The organism is Lyngbya sp. CCY1209, from assembly GCF_055795065.1.
Genome location: NZ_JAYFER010000700.1, coordinates 43,182 through 65,131, shown reverse-complemented (window position 1 = coordinate 65,131; position 21,950 = coordinate 43,182). Strand labels below are relative to the sequence as shown.

Sequence of the window (21,950 nt, the reverse complement as noted above, 5' to 3'; positions counted from 1 at the left end):
TAAAGGAACGATGGTATGCAGACTGTTGACAAACCGGCATCCAATCCCGTAGATTCCCCGCTGACGATCGCGGGCCGTCCGTTCAAATCGCGCCTGATGACGGGAACCGGCAAATATCGCAGCTTGGAGGAAATGCGGCGGAGTATCGAGGCCAGCGGCTGCGAGATCGTCACCGTGGCCGTCCGGCGGGTGCAGACCCAAGCCCCCGGACACGAAGGACTCGCCGAGGCGATCGACTGGAATCGCATCTGGATGCTCCCCAATACCGCCGGGTGCCAGACCGCCGAGGAAGCCGTCCGCGTCGCCCGACTGGGCCGGGAAATGGCGAAGTTGTTGGGCCAGGAGGACAATAATTTCGTCAAACTCGAGGTGATTCCCGACCCGAAATATTTGCTGCCCGACCCCGTCGGCACCCTGGAGGCGGCGGAACAACTGGTCAAAGAAGGATTTGCCGTCCTGCCCTACATCAACGCCGACCCGCTCCTGGCCAAACGTCTGGAGGAGCTCGGCTGCGTCACGGTGATGCCCCTCGGGTCCCCCATCGGCTCCGGTCAGGGGATCAAAAATGAGGCCAACATCGAGATCATCATCGACAACGCCCAAGTTCCGGTGGTGGTGGATGCCGGGATCGGCACCCCCAGCGAAGCCGCGGCCGCGATGGAAATGGGGGCCGATGCCCTGTTGATCAACTCGGCGATCGCCCTGGCCAAGCACCCCCCACTGATGGCCCGGGCGATGGGACTGGCCGCAGAGGCCGGACGTCTGGCTCACCTGGCGGGACGCATCCCCGTCAAAACTTACGCGCTCGCCTCCTCCCCCCTCACCGGTACGGTCGGGTCCCCGACCGGATCGAATTGAGATCGATCTCGCAATGGGGGCAGGTACAGCAGTTTCGAGTTCGATTTTTCCCTCCCCCGCCGGAAATCGGCCGAAAATTTCATTAAATCTTTCAAACGGCTGCCAATTTTTGTTAAGATTGATGACGAAAAGAAAATCGGGATCATATACGAATGCCATATACAACTGAAGAGGGCGGACGCTTAAATAACTTTGCGGTGGAACCGAAAGTTTACACGGCCGAGCCTCCGACGAAAAATCAAATTCGCAACTACATCATTCTGGGAGTCGGCGCCGTCGTCTTGGTCGTCGGTCTGTTCGCCGTCGCGATCGGGGTTTCTTAAATTCCATCTCGGAACAGCAGGCACCGCCAAAATCAGTTCGTCCCCCTCCCGTTTCTCAACGTTCGGTACATCGGTAACTAGACAGCGAGTGGCGGGAGTTTTGCATGGCTTTCACCTCCCCAAAAGCCCGAAAAAGCACAAGAGTCGCCCGCCGAGAAAAGATGAGAAAATCTAAAATCTAAAATCTAAAATCTAAAATCTAAAATCTAAAATCCCCACACAGAAAAGCTCGGGAGCTTAGTAGCCCCGCGGCTTTAGCACTGTGCCCAAAAGCGACTCGGCGGCTTGAGTCGCCATCTTCTTTTGGTGTCGGCAGCCTATCAATCCAGTCTTCTATCATCGCCGTCATCGACTTTTCCCGTTCTTTAGAGAGTTTCCTTCGCGGGGAGTAGTCAACCCAATTCACCATCCTGAAAACAGCGTCCCGGCTCGAAGTAGAGAGTGTTGAAGCTCGAAACGCCCAGCATTACCTTTATCCACCCTCTATCGAATGATATAGCGCTGCTAGAAGAGGGTGTGCTCGGTGCTCGGTGCTCGGTGCTCGGTGGAAAATCCCCTTGGAATAAGGGTTTCGAGGTTTTTACCTTTTTCCGGAACTGTAAACACGCGAGCGCGATACCTGCGATATCATGTCCGCTCAAACAGTTATGATTCCTGGGTTTCCCTGCCCTCTTCTGAAGCGGCTTCAAACTTTTGCCGATTGCCTCTTGCCTATGGCCTTTTCTCGAACGATTGTGTAAGTATTCAAACGGACTTGATATGACCGCGACCGACACCGCTTTTTCGGGAATTTCGGACACCAATTCTCGGCGTTATGCCAGCTTGAAGCGGGCTTTGACGCTCGGTTTGCGACAGAAAATTTGGATTGCGGTCTGCGACGACTCCGACCTGCGCCGGGCGATCGCCGACGGCCTCTTCCCCGGCGGAGATCTGCCCCCGGCTGAACTCCGGGTTCCCCCGAACTGGGTGACGCTCGATTTAGACCCGAGCCACCCCGACCCGAACGCCCAAATCCGCCGCTGGAAAACCGGATGCGGGGCCGGCCGGGAAACGCCGCCCGTGGGATTCCAGATTGTGGGGGTCGAACGGCTGACCCGCCAGCCACCCGCCATCCAGCGGTCTTTCCTCGACCGCCTGGGAACCGTGCCCAGCCAACTCGTCGAATTCGACTGCAGCCTCCTGCTGTGGCTCCCCTCCCCCTGGCTGGGCTGCATCCGACAGTCGGCGCCGGAATTTTGGCGGTGGCGGGCCGGCCTGTTCGAGTTCGTCGGCGACCCCACCCCCCCCCGAAACGCGCTGCCGAAGCCGGACAAAGATCCGCCGCACGGGCTGCCCCAACCACCGTCTCCCCCGCCCGAAACCGATCTCAAACAGTGCATCGAACGCGGTCGCCGGTACCGCGATCGCATCTGTGCCGGCACCGCCTCCGCCGCCGACCTGGAAGGGGGAATCCGGGCTTACGAACGGGTCCTCGCCGCCTTGGAAACCGGGGCGAGCGCTGACGTAGACGACCCCGACGCCGGGGGGTGCGATCGCGTCGCCCTTTGGAACGATGTCGGCACCTTTCACCGGATGCGATTTCAACAACTCTTCAAATCCCGAAACGCCGCCCCCGACGCGATTTCTCATTTACAGCAAAGCATCATTTGCTATCAAAAAGCGCTGGCGAAGATCGAACCCGAGACAAGTCCTGCCATCTATGTTAAACTACAGTCGAACCTGGGTGCAGCTCACACCGATTTAGCCACGATCCGAGAACCCGTCGAGAACCTTCAACAGTCCGTCATCGCCTACGAGGAAGCCATCCGCGTCCTCCGTTCCTCTCCCGAGGGAGGAGCGGCCGATCGATTGAATGAAATGGACTCAATTGCCATCCAAAATAATTTGGGAACGGCTCACTGGAATTTGGCCCAATACGTTCGGCCCGTCACCCATCTCAAGGCGGCGATCGCTGCTTATACCGAAGCATTGCTGGGCGAGAGCCCGGATCGGGAGCCGGTGCGCCATGCCATGATTCACGCCAATTTGGGGACCGCCTACTGGAACTTGGCCCAGCATCGCCCCTCCAAACCGTTGCTCCGACGGGCGATTCGCAGCTACCGACGGGCGTTAACCTATCGGACGCCCGCCACGGCTCCCCTCGCCTGCGCGGCCACCCAAAACAATCTCGGCACGGCCTGCTGGCATCTGGCCCTCTCCCTCGACCGACCCGAAGACCGCATGAAATTCCTACAGGAGGCGATCGCTGCTTATGAAACCGCACTGACCCTGGCCCGCCAACTCAGCCCAGCCGAGTTGACCTTCGATGCCCTCGCGACTCACAATAACTTAGGACTAGCTCACTACCGTCTGGCGACCGACCGGGCGAACCCCCTGACGCAAGCCGACCGGGTTTCCCATCTCGACAGGGCGCTCCACCATCACGCGATCGCGGGTTGGCTCGAACCCTCTCCCCCGGGAAGTGGCAATCCCGAACCCCCGGAAATAACGCACCGTCCGGACTCCGAACGCCATCGGGTCGCCTTCGACCATCTGATCCGAACCCTGCGGGCTTTCTACGAGGCGTCGGGTTGGCAAGGCCAAAACCGAGCCCTTTCGAGAATCCCCGGCTACCTGCTCCCGGAAATCTGGCGCGCTCTGTAATACAATACAACTCAATTGCCCTTTTGTGAGATTGGAACTTCATCTTTTTCTCCTTGGGTCTGAAACCCCGTCCTTGGAGGATGGCTTGACATTTTTCTGGTAGAATGAGGCGTACCGAAGGCGAAAACCAAGCCTTCGATACTTGCACATAGAAAACTCGGGTTAGGGGGTTCCGTACAGAAATGCTTGTACGGTCAAACTTAGAGCACCGAGTACAAAGTCTTTTAAGGCTCCGTACCGCAGGACTTGCGGGCTCGGGACTCTGCAAGGAGTCGAAAGTCTGTGGACATGACGTAAGACGGGGACATAACTGACTTGTGTTGGTGGTGTACGCAGACGTGGACGAAGCTCCAAACCCAGATTGCGAGGTTTGGGAATCACCGTCCGTTTACGGCGGTGAGGATGTCAATTTCGCATTAACATAGAAGTGGCTAGTCACCCTTGCCCCATCCTCAGCTAAACCTTGTGGTTATGGCCTCTGAAAAAATTCTTGTGGTTGATGACGACCCGGCAATCCGAAATTTAATTTCTCGCTATCTGACCCAGCAGAACTATGAAGTCGAGTCGGCTAAAGATGGCGAGACGGCGTTGGAGCGCTTCGAGCAGTTCAATCCGGACCTCGTGGTGCTCGATGTCAACTTGCCCGACACGACGGGTTTTCACCTTTGCCAAGAAATGCAGAGTCGGACTCACGTCTTTGTCTTGCTGCTCACCAGCCTGACGGGAGAGGAGGATAAAATTAAGGGGTTTGATAAAGGGGCGGATGACTACATCACCAAACCCTTCGGTCTAGCCGAACTCGGTGCCCGGGTGCGGGCGATTTTGAAGCGCCAGCGTTCCGTCGAAGATAACGAACAGCGCAGCTTGACCTACGGAGATATCGTCATCGACCCGGCCCGGCGGGAAGTCTACGTCAGCGATCGCCTCGTCTCCCTCAGCGCCCTGGAATTTGACCTGCTCTACTGTCTGGCGAGAAAACCCGGCCGGGCCTGGCGTCGGTCTGAACTGCTGCAAGAAGTGTGGGATTACGACTACGAAGGCGAACAGCGGGTCGTTGATGTCCATATCGGCCAGATCCGCAAAAAGATCGAACCCGACACGGACAAACCCACCCTGATCAAAACCATCCGGGGCGTGGGATATATGTTCGACCGCCGCGCCCCAGATCGGTGAATTAATTGATAATTGACAATTGATAATTGATAATTGGTAATTCTCAATTTGTGCCGGCATCTTGGAGTTGGGAATGGATGGGATGGGTCTATTTCCGCGATCGCCAGACCCCATCTCCGACAGCCACCCCGTCGATAGAGTGGCCGCACAGGTACAGACCTCTGAGCGATGGCAACCCCCCTCGGTGAGTCAATTGATAATTGATAATTGATAATTGATAATTCTCAATTTTTGCCGGCATCTTGGAGTTAGGAATCAATGCGATCGGCCCACTTCCGCGATCGGTGCCGGCTATCTCCGACGGCTACCCCGTCGATCAGAGTCGATCCTACAATACAACTCGATCGCCCTTTTGTTAGATTGGAACTTCATTTTCGCATAACATAGAAGTAGCCAGTCGCCCCTGCCCCATCCTCAACTCAACCTTACGGTTATGGCCTCTGAAAAGATTCTTGTCGTTGATGACGACCCGGCAATCCTAAATTTAGTTTCTCGCTATCTGACCCACCAGGACTTTGAAGTTGAGTCAGCTAAAGATGGCGAGACGGCATTGGAACGCTTCGAGCAATTCAATCCGGATCTGGTGGTTCTGGATATCAACTTGCCCGATACGACGGGTCTCAAGCTCTGTCCGGAAATGCAGAGTCGGACTGGCGTCTTAGTCTTGATGCTCACCAGCGAAGCCAACCTGGAAGCTCCGGGACTCATAGGAGGGGCGGATGACTTCATTTCCAAACCCTTCAAACTGGAAATACTCGATGCCCGGGTGCGGACGCTCTTGAAGCGCCAGCGTTCCGTCGGAGATATCGAACAGCGCAGCTTGACTTACGGAGATCTCGTCATCAACCCGGCCCGCCGGGAAGTCTACGTCAGCGATCGCCTCGTTTCCCTCAGCGCCCTGGAATTTGACCTGCTCTACTGTCTAGCCAAGAAACCCGGCCGGGTTTGGAGTCGGGAAGAAATTCTCAAAGAAGTTTGGGAGGTATCGTACATCGGCGAACAGCGGGTCGTGGACGTCCACATCGGTCAAATCCGCAAAAAGATCGAACCCGACAAGGACAAACCCGCCCTGATCAAAACCATCCGGGGCGTGGGATATATGTTCGACCGCCGCGATCAGGACCCGTGAATTAATTGATCATTCTCAAGTTTTTCCGGCATCTTGGAGTTGGGAATGGATGCGATCGCCCCACTCCCGCGATCGCCGCACGCAATCTCCCACGGCCACCCCGTCGATATAATTGCTGCACAGGTACAGGCCCGGCAGCGATCGCAATCCCGCTTCGATCCGATCCAGGCGATCCTGGTGGCCGAGGGTGTATTGGGGAATCGCCCGCCGCCACAAATGAACCGCGAGCACTTTCGGAGAAACGTCCTCGGCGAGAAAAATCTGGCGCAGGTCCCGGTGCACGGCTGCCACAATTTGCTCTTCGTCCATTTCGCCGATTTCCGGGTCCGTGGCACCGCCGATGTAGTTGCTGAGAACCTGCCAGCCTTCGGGGGCGCGGCCCGGGAACAAACTCGACGTCCAGATCGTTCCCAGCGTCCGGATGCCCTGATTTCGGGGGATCAAGTTTCCAAAGCCCCGCAGGTCGCCCTTCAAAGCCGATTTGGGATAGGCCAGCACCACGCAGGCGACGGGGGGATAGGGAATTTCCGCCAGGGCTTCGGCCATTTGGGATTGTAGCGGTTTCAACAGACGGGCGCTGACGTGGGCGGGGGTCATCAATGCCAGAGTCCGCGCCTCCAACTGACGATCGCCCTCCGGTGTGGAAAATTCTGCGATATAAGTTTGATTTTCGCTGGGGTAGAAGCGATCAAGGGTCCAATTCAACCGAATTCGATCGCCCAACTGAGTCGCCAGGGTTTCGGGCAAAACCTGCAACCCGCCGCGGAACGACCCCAACTCCCCGGGCCGCGTTTTGGGGATGCGGGGGTCCGGGGCCGGTCGCTTTTGCTTTCCGCGAGACAAGATCGCCCCGGCCAGCAAGCCGCCCCCCAGGGCTTCCATTTTGACGACCCGGGCGAAGGCGGAGCGGGCGGCCAACCGATCCGGGTCGCCGGCGTACACCCCCGACACGAACGGTTGCACCAGACGCCGCCGGACTTCGGAACCCAGGTGGCGATCGAAAAATTGGGTGACGGTTTCCTCTCCGTCCTGGCGGGAAAAATGGCTCCCCACCGGTGGCGGGACGAACCCCAGCACCCCCACGAGCGCCCGCAGCTTGCCCGTCAGACTCAGCAGTTGGGAACTCACCAGGGCGGGCGGACTCATCGGCACCGGATGCAACCGACGGTTCCAGTAGACGTACCGGGGCAACTGGCGATCGGCCAAAATCAATTCCTCTTTCAACCCGACATCGACCGCCAATTCGAGTAACTCGGGGGTGGGGGCGAAACTGTTCGGGCCTTCCTCCCACAAAAACTCACCTTGAGAGCCCGTCGTGATGTTTCCTCCCACCCGGTTTTGACTTTCTGTCACCATCACCTCGGGGGGGGAGGTGCCGTTGGTTTTGCGGAGAAGGGCGTGGGCCAAACTCAGGCCGCTAATACCGGCGCCGACGATTAGGGTATCGAGTACGTTTGTCATAGAGGAATCGGTCGAAAAGTTGGGAATTGGACAGCAAGCCGGGGAGTCCGACAAATGGGGGGGCTGACGTCCTAGGCTAACCGGTCGGACTGGAACAGCGTTTCGAGGTAAATCCGGGCGGCTTGGCGGCAGCTCTGCAGGGCCTCCGGCGTGTTATTCCTTCCATTTTGCAACAAAAACAGTGACAGGGCTGCGGAAAAGACCCGATCCTGATCCCAGTCCGGATGCGTTTCGAGGTAGCCCTGGAGGGATTCGTGCAGCGTTTCAGGAATTTCGGCAAAGATGCTCACACTTGTGTTCATGAAACTGCTCCCAGGGTTGAAGGTACAGGACAATCCGCAATTTTTAAAGCTGGGAGGAAGGGGAGAATGGCCCGCTTTCCGATCGCCACTCCAAAAATTGGGTAGTCGATTTATTGTGTGCTATTGGGGGGTGGGGTTGTCAATGTTGCAAAGTGTTACAACCCCCGTCCGGGCGGGCCGGACTTCACGACGGAATGGGATTTTCAGCCCTTTTTTTGTTACAGAGCTTTACAAGAAATCGAAAATTTGCCCGTCGCAATGGGGGCGATCGCGAAATCCCCAATTCGACCGCAGGTCGTCATTCTGCGACGATTTCCTGTGGAAAAAAAACCGAAATCTGTGGAAAACCCCGGGAAAGCCTGTGGAAAATCTGTGGAATTTCTGGGGAAAAATCTGCGAAAAGATAAGAATTTTAAAGCGGGGGCAAAATGGGGAAAAGCGACCCGGCGTCCCCGTCAACCCCGGGAGTTCCGGTGCCAGTCCGCGGCCTTCTCGGCGATCGCGTCCAGTTCCTCCGGGTCGATCCGGTCCAAGTTGGCCAGCATCAAATTCATCCGCCCCAGGGACTTGAGCTTGTCCCGGTGGCGGGCTAGAAAGTCCCAGTAAAAGAAATTGAAGGGGCAGGCCCTTTCCCCGGTGCGATCGCCGCGATCGTACCCGCAGCCCCGGCAGTAGTCGCTCATGCGATCGATGTAATTCGCCGACGCCGCGTAGGGTTTGGTCGCCAGCAACCCCCCGTCCGCGAACAGTCCCATCCCGATGGCGTTGGGTTGCATCACCCAGTCGTAGGCGTCCACGAAAGCCGCGTGAAACCAATCCTCCACCGCCTGGGGAGAAATTCCGGAAATCAGCGCGAAATTCGCCAGCACCATCAACCGCTGGATGTGGTGGGCGTACCCCCGCCGCTCCACCTGGGAGAGCACCTGACGCAGGCAATTCATGTCCGTCTTGCTCCCGTCCCAAAAAAAGTCCGGCAGGGGGCGGTCATGTCCGAACCAGTTGCTCTGGAAATACTCCTCGTCCACCCAGCCGTAAATCCCCGCCATGTACTCCCGCCACCCCAATACCTGGCGGACAAACCCCTCCACGCTGTTGAGGGGCAAATCGCGGGTTCGGTAAGCCTCTTGTGCGGCTCGAACCACTTCCAGCGGTTGCAGCAACCCGAGGTTGAGATAGGGGGAAATCAACCCGTGCCACATCGTCTCCTCCCCCGTCACCATCGCATCCTGGTAGGGGCCGAAGGTGGGGAGGCACTCGTCCAGAAAATACTCCAGCACCGCCCGGGCTCCGTCGCGGGTCACGGCCCAGCCGAAATCGTCGAGGCTCCCGTACAGGGGAAACGGCAACTCCCGCACCCGTTCCATCACCTCCCGGGTGATGTCGTCCGGCTCGAAGTGTGGGGGTGACGGCCTGTCGGGGAGATTCTTGGGGGGTTTGCGATTCTCCCGGTCGAAATTCCAGCGTCCCCCGGCGGGTTCGTCGCCATTCATCAACACCCCGAACCGCCGCCGTCCTTGCCGATAAAAATCCTCCATCACCAGCCGCTTCCGACTTTCGGCCCAATTCTGAAATTCCGCCCGACTCCAGATAAAATGATTGTTGGGGATGCGGCGAATCGCGATCGGCAACTGCAAATTTTCAATCAAATCCCCAAAGGGGCGATCGCTCGGTTCCATCACCCACAACTCATCGACATCGTTGGCCTCGATCCAACGATTCAGGGGCACCTCAAAATCGTCGGCCTGGCGGACGTAAGTCACCGCCGCCCCCGACTCCTCGAGTTCCCGCGCAAAATGGCGCATGGCAGACCAAATCAACGTCAGTTTTTGCCGGTGGTACGGCCGGACCCGGGCGCGAGCGAGGGACTCGATCAGGATGACGGGGGTATCTGACAGGTCGCACTGTCGGAGGGCGGCCTGTCCGCGCCAGAGCTGATCGCCTAAAATCCAGATGCCAGTTGTCATAACAATTATGGGTTGGATTGGAAATTTTCCAGGGGGAGTGAGGCGCTAGAAATCCGGCCCCCCAAAAATGGCTCGCCCACTCGATTCTATATAATGAAGTGACAACAAAAATCAGACTCCGAGCCATATCCGCGCATCCGCTCCGCGATCGGCCTCGTGGCACGCTCCGCGATCGCACACTTCAGTTGTTGACCAATTCAGCTTATTATACGGGTTGACACCGACCAGTTGGGCGAACGACTCCTGAAAATCGAGCTGCCGTTGGGCATTGCACCTTCAGTTGGATTTGAATTATGCCTGAGCTAGGTCAATCCTCCTTTCGCCGTCTTCTTCTATCCCGGATTTTGCTGTTGAGCCTTCCGGTCCTATTGATTGGCGAGTACGTCACCTATCGTAAGGCTCGCTCGGGGTTGCTGGAAACGGCCCGACTCAACTTGACCGAAAGTGCCGTCAAAAAAAGTCAAGATATCGACGAATGGTCCCGTTCTTTGAAGTCGAGTTTGATTCTCGCGGCCCGCAGTTCCGTCTTGCAGTCGGGAAAACAGGAAAACTTCCAACCCTTTCTCGAACAACTCACCTCCCAGTTGCCGTTTATCGTCAACTGCCTGCAACTGAAGGATTTGCAAACCGATCGCATCGTGGCGAGTACCTGCGGCGATCGCGCGATCGGCCAGATGCCCACGGACTTGTGGCCCGCCTCCCAACCGCAAAACTGGACCCTCAATCAATCCCAAGTCTACATCTTCAATGTCGGCCTCCCCGACCTGACCACAACTTTGACCCCCCCCGGCGACGAGGCCGAACCCGACACCGGGGGCCAATCTCCCGTCGAACCCATCCCCCGGACGCCAGAAAATCAACTGCGGTTGGTCTCCGTCGCCCCGATTTACATTTCCGACGGGAAAACCAACCAACTCCGCTACGGGTTGGGTTTGGAATCCTCCTGGATGCTCGGCGGGTACGAGATCCCCAAATCCCTCACCGGAACGACGGTGATTTTGGATCAGGCGGGAACCATCGTCGCCCACCCCAACCCCCAATCCGTGGGCTTGAATATCGAAGAATACCCGGACTCGCTCCGGCTTCAGAGCCTGCTCGCCAGCGCCCTGGCCGGCCGCAGCAACTTCATCCACCTGTTCTCATTTGAACAGGATGGGGAAGAATTGCTCGCCGGGTACAACGCCATTCCCAGCCCCATTTCTCGGACACCGGAGAGTCAGTGGGTAATCCTGGCCGTCGCCAGTTTGGACGATGCCCTCTCCGGGCTGCGGGATATCAATTCAGTTTTGATCGTACTCACCCTCAGTTTGATCGTGGCGAGTATCATCGCGGCCCTCTACCTCTCCCGGGATCTGGCCCGCCCCCTGGAAAAGCTCCGAGATTACGCCCAGCGCGTCAACAGCATCGAATCCCCGTCGCAGGTCCCCCAAAATCTCAAGATTCGCGAGGTGGAACAGTTGGCCCAAGCGTTGCGGACGATGGTCGATCGCCTCCAGTCCCGGGCGCAAGCCCTGGAGTTCGCCACCCGGGAAGCCCAAGTCGCCAACCAACTCAAGGACGAATTCCTGCGGGTGATCTCCCACGAACTGAGGACTCCCTTAAACGGGATTTTGAATTCCCTGAACTTGATTCAAGAGGGGTTTTGCGACGATCGCGACGAGGAAATGGAGTATTTGCAGATGGCCAACGATTCCGCCCTGCATTTATTCAACATCGTCAACGACATTTTGGATATCGCCCTGATCGAAGAGGGCCAGTTGTCCCTGATGCTCGAACCCACCGACCTCAACGAAGTCCTCCAGGAAGCGATCGCCCTGCAAACCCTGGAACTCCAGCAGAAAAACCTGGATTTGCAAGTGATGCTGTCCCCCGAAACTCTCAACGTCCAGGCCGACCGGGACAAACTCAAACAGGTATTTCTCAACCTCCTCAACAACGCCGTCAAATTCACCAAAAAAGGGAGCATCACCGTTTCAAGCCAACTTGAACGCCTCCCCAATTCTCTCCCATACACTTCGTCGAAATCCCCCGACTCCGCCCCGTTTTTGGAACGGGCGAGTGTCACCATCGTCGATACCGGAATTGGCATCCTCCCCGAAAAACAATCGCAACTGTTCAAACCCTTCGTGATGGTGGACGGTTCCACCACCCGGGAAGCCGGGGGCGTGGGGTTGGGATTGGCGATCGCCAACCGCCTCATGGAGATGATGGAAGGCCGCATCGAACTCTACAGCGCCGGCCTCAACTGCGGAACTCGAGTGATCGTTTCCATGCCCACCCTCAACACCGCCTTGCCCTCCGCCCAACCCGCCCGCCCCAAACGGAAAACGAAGAAGCGGGTCAAGAAATAATTTTAGATTTTAGATTTTAGATTTTTATCCTCACCTGTTATAAATTAGGTAAAACTGACGGCATTCACTAAATTTTCCCCATGACTGAACCGATCGCCCCGGGATGGCACGGCCTTCTCAACCTCACTTATGCGCCCCAAAATGGCACGACTAAAATTGTCGATAAATATGCGCGATCGCCCTTTAAAATACAGCGTCCATTTTATCCCGCCGGCGAGGAGATTTGTCAGAGCGTGGCCCTGCACACGGCCGGGGGAATGGTGGGGGGCGATCGCCTCTCCCAAACCCTCCATTTAAAACCGGATGCCAGGGCATTATTCACCACCGCTGCGGCGAGTAAAGTTTATCGGAGTGCCGGAAAAACCGCCACCCAAACCGTCGATATCCGCCTAGAAACGGGATCTCATTTGGAATATTTTCCCCGGGAAACGATCCTGTTCGACGGGGCGATTTACCGTCAGGATTTGCGGGTGGAGTTGGAACCCGGCGCCACCTGGCTGGGGTGGGAAATTGTCCGGTTCGGCCGTTCCGCCCGGGGGGAACAATTTTTAAACGGGGAGTGGCGATCGCATACGGAAGTTTGGCAAAATGGATCGCCGCTGTGGGTCGATCGCCAGTGGCTACCGGGCGATCGGGCAATTTTGGAGAGTCCCCACGGTTTGGGCGGATGGCCCGTGGCGGCAACCCTCGTCTGGGTGGGACAACCCGTCGCCGAAGACACCCTAAATCGTGTTAGAATCCTCTGGAATCGAAGAGGGGCAAAAGGAGAAGCCGGGGCCACTCAACTTTTATCGGGGTTATTGTGTCGCTATCGCGGCCCTTCCACCGCAGAGGCGATCGCCTGGTTCACCGAAATTTGGCAGGGACTCCGCCCCAATTCTGCGGGACAAAAAATCGCGCCACCCCGAGTTTGGAGCGTTTAAAAAAATCGCCTAATTTGAGGAGTTATGAATGCAACTATCACCCCAAGAAAAGGATAAGTTACTGATTTTTACCGCTGCGTTACTCGCCGAACGGCGGAAAGAACGGGGACTGAAACTGAACTATCCCGAAACCGTCGCCTACCTCTCCGCCGCCATTCTGGAAGGGGCGAGGGAGGGCAGGACGGTGGCGGATTTGATGAGTTACGGAACCACATTATTGACCCGCGATGATGTCATGGAAGGGGTGCCGGAAATGGTGGAAGAAGTCCAGGTGGAGGCGACATTTCCGGACGGAACCAAGTTGGTGACGGTACACAACCCAATTCAGTAAGTCAACCGCCCTAATATAACCATCCAGCTTTTTACAGGCAGGATGCCTGTGCTACCTACGTTTTAAAGTTGATAAAGGAGCTATGATTCCAGGAGAATTGATTGTAAAACCGGGCGAAATCGAACTCAATGCGGGTCGCCCGACGCTCAATGTCACCGTAGCAAATGCGGGCGATCGCCCCGTGCAGGTGGGTTCCCACTTTCACTTCTACGAGGTCAATTCCGCCCTGCAATTTGACCGGGAATTGACCCGGGGAATGCGGCTGAATATCCCCGCCGGAACCGCCATCCGCTTTGAACCGGGGGACGAACGAGAAGTGGAATTGGTGGCGATCGCCGGGAGTCGCGAAATTTATGGTTTTAATGGCTTGGTGAATGGGGCATTGGAACCCAAAGCGTCAGGGGAAAAAAAGAAGAAAAAGGACAAGGATAAAAAGGGAAAATCGAAGAAAAAAAATAAGTGATGGGACTCTAGCCAACGCCGCCCTTGCCAGGTCGCACCGGGAACCCACCAGCCATTTTTCAGCGGAGAATGAAATGGTAAACTATGAAGTATGTTTGACAACGTTTGTCGCTACCTGACCGAGCACTTCAGTGCCGATATCGCCTCCTGGTTGTTGGGCGAACCCGTCGCTCTGACGCGCCTGAGTCCGACGGAACTGTCCCTGCAACCGTTGCGGGCAGATGCCCTGATTCTTCTCCAATCCGAGACGGTGGTGCTGCACGTCGAATTTCAGACCCAGCCCGACGCCGAGATCCCCTTTCGGATGGCGGACTATCGCCTGCGGGTGTTTCGTCGCTTTCCTCAGAAACGGATGCGTCAAGTGGTGGTTTATCTGCGAGAGTCTGCCTCCCCGTTGGTGTATCAAACCCGGTTCGAGCTGCCCGGAACCCGACATGAATTTCAGGTGATTCGTCTGTGGGAACAGCCCGTCGCGACCTTTTTGACATCGCCGGGATTGTTGCCCTTCGCGATATTGGCTCAAACGGGCGATCGCGCGGGGGTTTTGCAGACCGTCGCCCAGGAGCTAGAGGCGATCGAGGATTTGACAAGGCGGAGTGATTTGACGGCATCGGCGGGGATTTTGGCGGGGTTAGTATTAGAGAGAGAACTCATTCAACGACTGTTGAGGCAGGAACTTATGCGGGAATCTGTTATTTATCAAGAAATCTTGCAAGAAGGGGAAGCCCGGGGCAAAGCCGAAGGTAAAGCCGAAGGCAAAGCCGAAGGCAAAGCCGAAGGCAAGATGGAAGTGGCCATGAATCTGCTGACATTCGGGATGCCCATCGCCCAAATTGCCGAGGTGACGGGATTGACCCTGGAGCAAGTTTCACAATTACAAGCCGATCGCCCGGAAGCGGGGGAAGCGGAGGAAAATCAATAGCGTTTTTCAACTGTTATTTCGCCCTTTTGTCCCGCCGGGTCGTTTCATTCTCCCCTGAAAAATGGGGAGGATAGAACGGCTTTTCCCCGACCGAGGGAGAGGAGGTAAAATTATCGTTATCAATTGGGAGTAAAAAATGAGTTATCGGATGGATCGACAAGCCTACGCGGAAACCTTCGGACCGACGGTGGGCGATCGCGTGCGGCTGGCGGATACGGAATTATTTATCGAAGTCGAACGGGATCTGACAACCTACGGCGACGAGGTGAAATTTGGGGGCGGAAAAGTCATCCGGGACGGGATGGGACAGTCCCCCATTTCTCGGGAAGATGGGGCGGTGGATGTGGTGATTACCAACGCCTTAATTTTGGATTGGTGGGGGATTATCAAAGCCGATGTTGGCATTAAAGACGGCAAAATTTACAAAATTGGTAAAGCCGGAAATCCCTACATTCAAGATCATATCAATATCATTATCGGGCCGTCCACAGAAGCGATCGCGGGGGAAGGAAAGATCCTCACCGCCGGGGGAATTGACAGCCACATTCACTTTATTTGTCCCCAACAAATCGAAACCGCGATCGCCTCTGGAATTACGACGATGATCGGCGGCGGGACGGGGCCGGCGACGGGGACGAACGCCACCACCTGCACCCCCGGATCTTGGAACATTCACCGAATGTTGGAAGCGGCGGAAGCGTTTCCCATGAATTTGGGATTTTTAGGAAAGGGAAATAGTGCCCAACCCCAGGGGTTAGTCGAACAGGTGATGGCGGGGGCGATGGGTTTGAAATTGCACGAAGATTGGGGGACGACTCCGGCGGCGATCGACACCTGTTTGAATGTCGCCGATCGCTACGATATTCAAGTAGCAATTCACACCGACACCCTCAACGAAGCCGGGTTCGTGGAAAACACCATCGCGGCTTTTAAAGAACGGGTGATTCACACCTACCACACCGAAGGGGCCGGCGGCGGACACGCACCGGATATTATCAAAGTTTGCGGCTTGAAAAATGTGCTCCCCTCCTCCACCAATCCCACCCGTCCCTACACGACAAATACCCTCGAAGAACACTTGGATATGTTGATGGTCTGTCACCATCTCGATCGCAACATTCCCGAGGATGTCGCCTTCGCAGAATCCCGCATCCGCCGGGAGACGATCGCGGCCGAAGATATCCTCCACGACCTCGGCGCCTTCAGCATGATCGCGTCCGATTCCCAGGCGATGGGACGGGTGGGAGAAACCATTATTCGCACTTGGCAAACCGCCCATAAAATGAAGGTGCAACGGGGGTTATTAACGCCGGAAAATGAGGGAGAAACCCACGATAATTTCCGCGCCAAACGCTATATCGCCAAGTATACGATCAATCCTGCGATCGCCCACGGAATTGCCGATTCTGTCGGTTCTATCGAAGAAGGAAAACTCGCGGATTTGTGCCTGTGGAAACCCGCCTTTTTTGGAGTGAAACCGGAAATGGTGATCAAAGGTGGTGCGATCGCCTGGTCGCAAATGGGCGACCCCAACGCCAGTATTCCCACCCCCCAACCGATCCACATGAGGCCGATGTTTGGAAGTTTCGGAGGTGCGATCGCGGCCACATCCCTCACCTTCGTTTCCCAAGCCTCTTTGGAAGGCAAAACTCTGCAAAAACTGGGATTGAAAAAATCTTTAGTTCCGGTTTCAAATACCCGCAATCTGAGCAAATCTGACCTGAAATTAAATGAGTTTTTGCCTCAAATGGAAGTCGATCCGGAAACCTACGAAGTGCGGGCGGACGGGGAGTTACTGACCTGCGAACCCGCGACAAGTTTGCCAATGGCACAACGTTATTTTTTGTTTTGATAATAACGAAATTTTCGATTCAAAGTCCCCCTTTTGAAGGGGGATTTAGGGGGATCTTCCGGTTTCGGCAAAAGTGTAGATCCCCCCCAGCCCCCATCCCCCCCAGCCCCCATCCCCCCCAGCCCCCCTTTGTAAGGGGGGAGAAGGGGGGAGAAGGGGGGAGAAGGGGGGAGAATTGAACTCAAAGTCCCCCTTCTTAAGGGGAGAATTCAACTCAAAGTCCCCCTTATTAAGGGGGATTTAGGGGGATCTCTTAGCGAAAACCGCTATAATGTATCAACAAAAATATGGAGGAATAATGGTCGAAAATACGCAGACGCCCAAAGTCGTCGTTGTCGGGGCGGGTTGGGCCGGTTTGGGGGCGACACACCACCTGGCAAAACAGGGTTATGACGTGACACTGCTGGAGGCGAGTCCCCAGGCGGGGGGTTTGGTGGCGGGGTGGAAAACTCCCGGCGGACGTTCCGTAGAAGCCGGAATTCACGGGTTTTGGTATCCCTATCAAAACATCTTTTCCCTAGTCCGAGAATTGCGATTAGATCCATTTACCCCCTGGACTCGTTCCGCCCAATATTCCCCCGATGGGTTAGTTGTAGAATCTCCGATTTTTCAAGATTTGCCGCGTCTTCCGATGCCGTTGGGGACGTTTGTTTATACGCAATTTAAACGGTTGCCTTTGAGCGATCGCCTGTCCGCTTTGCCCCTTTTATATGCGGTGATTGATTTCGACAATTCCGAGGAGGCTTGGCGGCGTTATGACTGCATCACCGCCCGGGAATTGTTCAAACAATACGGCGTTTCTGCACGACTGTATCACGAAGCATTTAATCCGATGTTGTTGGTGGGTTTGTTCGCCCCTGGCGAACAGTGTTCTGCCGCCGCTGCTTTGGGGATGTTGTACTATTTTATTTTGGCACATCAGCCGGATTTTGATGTCGTTTGGTGTCGCGGAACGGTGGGCGATCGCATCTTCAATCCCTGGATAGAAACTATTGAAAATTCCGGCGGAAAAGTCCTGACTAACAGGCGAGTCAGCGATTTAAAATTGGACGAAACCGGAAAGGCGACGGCCGTCATTTGCGGGGACGAACAGTTCGATGCCGATGCGGTTATTTTTGCGGTGGGAATTGGCGGCATGAAAAAAATTGTCGCCGGAAGTTCCGCCCTCCAAAACCATTCGGAATTCCGTAATATTCAGAACTTGGGTGGGATTGATGTCTTATCAACTCGCCTGTGGTTCGATCGCAAAATTACCATTCCCAAACCATCAAACGCCTGCTTCGGTTTCGACCCGACGACGGGTTGGACGTTCTTCGATTTAAACGCCCTCCACGACGAATTTAAAGACGAATCCGGAACCGTCATTGAAGCGGATTTTTACCACGCCAACCAGTTTTTACCCCTCGACGACGATGAAATTGTGGATATCGTCCACGGGTATTTGAAAACCTGCATTCCCGATTTTAAGTCCGCACAAATTTGCGATCGCAGCGTGGTTCGCCTCCGCCAAGCCGTGACCCATTTCTTCCCCGGTAGCCACCAATTTATGCTTCCCGCCACCACCAGTTTTGAGAACGTTTTCATGAGTGGGGATTGGATTGTCAACCGCCACGGTTCCTGGTCCCAGGAAAAAGCCTATGTGACGGGTTTGGAAGCTGCAAATTTGATTTGCGATCGCTTCCAATACGGCAAAAAAGCCCAGATTATCCCCGTCGAACCGGACGAAGACCACGTTCAAGTTTTGCGACAGATGAATCGAAGCGTCCGAGATATTGCCAAATCGGTCATTCCCGATCTTTGGTTGCCGTAATGTCAGCCGAATTGGTGGGTTGTCAAAAAAATCAAAGTTTGATAAAATATCATTTGAGCTTGGAGAAAAATCCGATGGTTCAGGAAATTAAAACTCCGAAACAGTCGGGCATCGTTTACCCGGAAAGCGACGGCAAGCCGATGGCAGATAATACCCTTCAATTTCGTTGGATCGTAAAAATCAAAGAAAACATCGATTTTCTATTTTCCGATCGCGATGATATCCTCGTCGTCGGCGATTTGTTGTGGTATCCGGAGGAGGGAAATAATCAGATTTCTCGTGCCCCGGATGTGATGGTCGTTTTCGGTCGTCCGAAAGGCGATCGCCGTTCCTATTTGCAGTGGAGAGAAAACGACATTCCGCCCCAGGTGGTGTTTGAAATTCTCTCCCACAACAACACCCTGAAGGAAATGGCTCAAAAGCTGGATTTTTATCGGAAATACGGGGTTGAGGAATATTATCTTTACGATCCCATGTCCGTCGATTTCTGCGGGTGGCTGCGTTCCGAGGACGGTTTTACGGCTATTGATGAAATCGATAATTGGGTGAGTCCTCGGTTAGGAATTCGCTTTGTTTTGGGGACGGAAGAATTAGAAATTTATCGCCCCGACGGGAAGTTATTTTTAACCCCGGTTGAGTTGGCAAAACAGGCGGAACAAGCCGAAAACCGAGTCCGACAGTTGGAGGAACGGTTGAGGCAGGCAGGAATCGATCCCGAACAGCTTTAAAAAGCGGGGATATGTCGGCGACAAAATTTGATCGCGATCGCCCGATCTTCCGTGTATTGAGGATAGGCAATTTTGGGGCGATCGATGATAATTAAAGGCACTCCCAATTCCCTCGCAACCTTCCGTTTTATCCCCTCTCCCCCGGCGTTTCCCGATGCCTTGGTGACAGCCAGGGAAATCCCCCACTGTCGCCATAATGAGGCTTCCAACTCCGCCGAAATGGGGGGGCGGATGGCGATAATGCGATCGCCCGTAAAACCAGAATTTAGGGCGACTTCCAGCGAGACTAAAGACGGGAGAATCCGGGCAAATAATACCGCCCGATCCTGCCATATTTTAAACTTCGGTAACGTGCGATAACCCAGCGTCAACATCACCCGCTGTCCGGCGAGGTAATCCCCCGAAACGAGGGTATCGAAGCCGTCCAGGTGCAGGACATCCGATTCGGTCGTTTTATCCAATTCTTGAATTTGGGGGCGTTCGTAACGCAAATAGGGGACGTTGCGTTCTCGGGACGCAGCGATCGCCAACCGGGAAATTTCCGCCGCGTGGGGGTGGGAGGCGTCCAAAATTGCGCCGATGTTTTGCTCTTGTAAAAATTGCTGAATTGTGGTAAGATTAAGCTGACAGACCACAATTCTTAATTGCGGACAATTGACCGGATACAAACCCTTCGCCGATTCAGTGGTGACGGTAACGGTAAAGGGAATTTGAAGGGTTGCGATCGCACCCGCCAAAGCCGCACTCTCACTGGTTCCGCCGATCAGCCACAGCCGAGGATTCGAGTCCATATTTAATCAATTTAATAGAGCAATTTTCAATCCAATGAAACAGAGTCAATCCCCCTAAATCCCCCTTCAATCCCCCTCCCGTCCCCCTTAGTAAGGGGGAAGCCCAAGGATGCTTCGCTTTGATTTATACGGGGACTTTGACTCCCTCTCTCTGTGTCCTCTGTGCCTCTGTGGTTAAAATCCAACTTAAGAAAACCGCACTTTATACATTTGAAATAACTCTCCAGACTGCCGTTTAACAACCTTCGCCCCCGAATTTTTAATCAACTCCTCCCAATCCGCGATCGCCTCCAAATAAACCTCCGTCCCCAAATACGTCTCCAAAATTGCCCAATCTTCCGCCAGAGGCATTTCCGGATTGAGGACATCAAAAACGAAGATTCCCTCCGGTTTCAACACACGTTTAACTTCGCCGATTACCTCCTTCCAATAATCCAGAGGATAGTAACAACTAAACCCCGTCGCGATCGCCAAATCGAACTGTCCCGCATCGTACTGAATGTTGTGCGCGGGGGCGAGTTCCGCCCCCTTAAACAGCTTGGAATTCAACTGCGGCCCCCTCGACAGCAACGCATCCCGCGCCACCGAACTGACATCCTGGCCGTAAAATAAAGCGTTCCAATCCCGCCAGGGGTAAATCAAAAAGCTGACCCCGCAGCCGAGATCCAGACAGTGTTGATTCTTCTTCGGTTTGGCGATTTCCCAAAACGGAGACGTCAGTTTTTCTTGGAGGACTCCCGAGACGCGATCGCGAAAAATCGGCATCGTCTCCACCTCCTGCGGGAGCTCGAACGGTTCCCCCCGATACTCCTGATTGAAACGGCGGGCGACGGCGACAATTTGGGACTGCCATTCGTCACCCGCGCCGCCACTCAAGCCGAAAAATCCTTCTGGATGGTTGCGATCGGGGGTTTTAGACATTACAATTTCCGAGAATTACCGATTCGATCCTTTCAGTGCTTTGGTAAAGTTTTGTCGGTAGGAACGGTTGGCGATCAGCAGCACCGGCCACAACAGCGACAGGGTGACGCGATTGCCAAAACTCTTTTCAAAATTCGTGCGGTTAAATCCCGACCAAAATTTCCAGACTCCACCGACGTAGACAATTAATAATGCGATCGGAATAAGGGGATTCATGAGATCAATTGCCCTAAGAAGTGAACTAGAGAATCACTACCCTTTCTGTTGTATCTTTTCGGAAAAGGTCGTCAATTGAATAGCAGATCGGGCGGATAGCATCAGCGATCGCCTTCTATCGTACCAGAAATATCCGACTTGGGGGAAGCCGATCCGATCGCCCCCAAATCCTCCGGCCTATTGCAGTTGAACAGCATTTCCGCTTCCGCCTCCCCCACCGCCAGGGGTTCAGCTTCCACCCGACTCAGCCACCGTTGCAGCGATCGCCCCCCAGTTTCGATAGACTCTTGCAGTGACTCCAGGGCCTCCCGGCGGTAAAATCCGCACAGGGGCTCCCACCTCGACCCGCGACGGGGCACCACCGCCAGACGCGATCGCGGCACCTCCTCCAACCGGGACGTCCACCGCCGCAGGATGTCCGATCGCAATTGCGGCAAATCGCAGGCCAACAGCAACAGCCAATCCGTATCAATTCGCGTCAGTCCGTCCGCCAACGCCACCAAAGGCCCCTCGCCGGGGTGGGTTTCCAGGAGAAACGGATATTCGCCCTTCACGATATCCCGGTAGCGTTCCGGCCAGGGTGTGAGGATGTAGGCGCGATCGCAACACCCGGCCGCGGCCCGACACACCCGCAGCAGCAGGGGAATTCCCGCGATCGCAATTGTCGCCTTATCCCGGCCCATGCGGGAACTTTGCCCCCCCGCCAGGATCAAAGCGGTCAGAAAATGAGTGTTCATTGTATTGGGGGAATGGGGGATGGGGAATGGGGAATGGGGAATGGGGAATGGGG

Annotated in this window: 20 protein-coding genes; 13 read left to right on the top strand and 7 right to left on the bottom strand. The window is 55.3% G+C overall.

Annotated features, from left to right (window positions below; translation table 11 throughout):
- The first annotated feature begins 15 nt into the window (after nucleotides 1-15).
- The 5 genes from AC0QHF_RS29185 (at nucleotide 16) to AC0QHF_RS29165 (ending at nucleotide 6,126) form a co-directional block, all read left to right on the top strand.
- Nucleotides 16-858 (top strand): thiazole synthase, encoded by an 843-nt coding sequence (locus tag AC0QHF_RS29185; protein WP_324707796.1) that lies wholly within the window; start codon nucleotides 16-18, stop codon nucleotides 856-858.
- Between the two features lie 152 nt (nucleotides 859-1,010).
- Nucleotides 1,011-1,181 (top strand): photosystem II assembly protein Psb34, encoded by a 171-nt coding sequence (gene psb34 / locus AC0QHF_RS29180; protein ID WP_324707795.1) that lies wholly within the window; start codon nucleotides 1,011-1,013, stop codon nucleotides 1,179-1,181.
- A gap of 759 nt (nucleotides 1,182-1,940) precedes the next feature.
- Entirely contained in the window at nucleotides 1,941-3,824 is a 1,884-nt protein-coding gene (locus tag AC0QHF_RS29175; RefSeq protein WP_324707794.1) for a tetratricopeptide repeat protein, read from the top strand.
- A 471-nt stretch (nucleotides 3,825-4,295) separates the two neighbouring features.
- The gene (locus tag AC0QHF_RS29170) at nucleotides 4,296-4,997 is read left to right on the top strand and encodes a response regulator transcription factor (RefSeq protein ID WP_324707793.1); all 702 of its coding nucleotides are present in this window, start codon (nucleotides 4,296-4,298) and stop codon (nucleotides 4,995-4,997) included.
- 433 nt (nucleotides 4,998-5,430) lie between these two features.
- Entirely contained in the window at nucleotides 5,431-6,126 is a 696-nt protein-coding gene (locus AC0QHF_RS29165) for a response regulator transcription factor (protein ID WP_324707792.1), read from the top strand.
- 15 nt (nucleotides 6,127-6,141) lie between these two features.
- Here the strand turns inward: AC0QHF_RS29165 and hemG are convergent, their stop codons facing one another.
- From hemG to AC0QHF_RS29150, 3 genes are all read right to left on the bottom strand, one after another.
- Nucleotides 6,142-7,587: a protoporphyrinogen oxidase gene (gene hemG, locus AC0QHF_RS29160; protein ID WP_324707791.1), complete on the bottom strand. Its 1,446-nt coding sequence runs from the start codon at nucleotides 7,585-7,587 to the stop codon at nucleotides 6,142-6,144.
- Nucleotides 7,588-7,658: 71 nt separating this feature from the next.
- Nucleotides 7,659-7,889, bottom strand: a complete 231-nt coding sequence (locus AC0QHF_RS29155) for a DUF2811 domain-containing protein (protein ID WP_324707790.1) — start codon at nucleotides 7,887-7,889, stop codon at nucleotides 7,659-7,661.
- A gap of 455 nt (nucleotides 7,890-8,344) precedes the next feature.
- A complete protein-coding gene (locus tag AC0QHF_RS29150) occupies nucleotides 8,345-9,853 on the bottom strand; it encodes a cryptochrome/photolyase family protein (RefSeq protein ID WP_324707789.1) in 1,509 nt (502 codons plus the stop codon).
- A 293-nt stretch (nucleotides 9,854-10,146) separates the two neighbouring features.
- Here AC0QHF_RS29150 and AC0QHF_RS29145 point away from each other — a divergent pair, with 293 nt between their 5' ends.
- The 8 genes from AC0QHF_RS29145 (at nucleotide 10,147) to AC0QHF_RS29110 (ending at nucleotide 19,232) form a co-directional block, all read left to right on the top strand.
- Entirely contained in the window at nucleotides 10,147-12,204 is a 2,058-nt protein-coding gene (locus AC0QHF_RS29145; RefSeq protein ID WP_324707788.1) for a sensor histidine kinase, read from the top strand.
- An 80-nt stretch (nucleotides 12,205-12,284) separates the two neighbouring features.
- On the top strand, nucleotides 12,285-13,127 hold the full coding sequence (locus tag AC0QHF_RS29140; RefSeq protein WP_324707787.1) for an urease accessory protein UreD: 843 nt from the start codon (nucleotides 12,285-12,287) through the stop codon (nucleotides 13,125-13,127).
- Nucleotides 13,128-13,155: 28 nt separating this feature from the next.
- Nucleotides 13,156-13,458, top strand: a complete 303-nt coding sequence (gene ureA, locus AC0QHF_RS29135) for an urease subunit gamma (protein WP_324707786.1) — start codon at nucleotides 13,156-13,158, stop codon at nucleotides 13,456-13,458.
- An 82-nt stretch (nucleotides 13,459-13,540) separates the two neighbouring features.
- A complete protein-coding gene (locus AC0QHF_RS29130) occupies nucleotides 13,541-13,921 on the top strand; it encodes an urease subunit beta (RefSeq protein WP_473113747.1) in 381 nt (126 codons plus the stop codon).
- A 90-nt stretch (nucleotides 13,922-14,011) separates the two neighbouring features.
- Complete coding sequence (locus tag AC0QHF_RS29125) at nucleotides 14,012-14,842, top strand: Rpn family recombination-promoting nuclease/putative transposase (protein WP_324707785.1); 831 nt, start codon at nucleotides 14,012-14,014, stop codon at nucleotides 14,840-14,842.
- Between the two features lie 136 nt (nucleotides 14,843-14,978).
- On the top strand, nucleotides 14,979-16,694 hold the full coding sequence (ureC, locus tag AC0QHF_RS29120) for an urease subunit alpha (protein WP_324707784.1): 1,716 nt from the start codon (nucleotides 14,979-14,981) through the stop codon (nucleotides 16,692-16,694).
- Between the two features lie 298 nt (nucleotides 16,695-16,992).
- Entirely contained in the window at nucleotides 16,993-18,504 is a 1,512-nt protein-coding gene (locus tag AC0QHF_RS29115) for a hydroxysqualene dehydroxylase (RefSeq protein WP_324707783.1), read from the top strand.
- A 74-nt stretch (nucleotides 18,505-18,578) separates the two neighbouring features.
- Entirely contained in the window at nucleotides 18,579-19,232 is a 654-nt protein-coding gene (locus AC0QHF_RS29110) for a Uma2 family endonuclease (RefSeq protein WP_324707782.1), read from the top strand.
- Here AC0QHF_RS29110 and AC0QHF_RS29105 read toward each other — a convergent pair.
- From AC0QHF_RS29105 to AC0QHF_RS29090, 4 genes are all read right to left on the bottom strand, one after another.
- Nucleotides 19,229-20,023, bottom strand: coding sequence for a cobalt-precorrin-6A reductase (locus tag AC0QHF_RS29105; protein ID WP_324707781.1), 795 nt, complete (start codon nucleotides 20,021-20,023; stop codon nucleotides 19,229-19,231). The genes AC0QHF_RS29110 and AC0QHF_RS29105 overlap by 4 nt on opposite strands.
- 186 nt (nucleotides 20,024-20,209) lie before the next feature.
- Entirely contained in the window at nucleotides 20,210-20,944 is a 735-nt protein-coding gene (locus AC0QHF_RS29100; protein WP_324707780.1) for a class I SAM-dependent methyltransferase, read from the bottom strand.
- 15 nt (nucleotides 20,945-20,959) lie between these two features.
- On the bottom strand, nucleotides 20,960-21,160 hold the full coding sequence (locus tag AC0QHF_RS29095) for a hypothetical protein (RefSeq protein WP_324707779.1): 201 nt from the start codon (nucleotides 21,158-21,160) through the stop codon (nucleotides 20,960-20,962).
- A gap of 101 nt (nucleotides 21,161-21,261) precedes the next feature.
- Nucleotides 21,262-21,897: a molybdenum cofactor guanylyltransferase gene (locus AC0QHF_RS29090; RefSeq protein ID WP_324707778.1), complete on the bottom strand. Its 636-nt coding sequence runs from the start codon at nucleotides 21,895-21,897 to the stop codon at nucleotides 21,262-21,264.
- Nucleotides 21,898-21,950 lie beyond the last annotated feature (53 nt).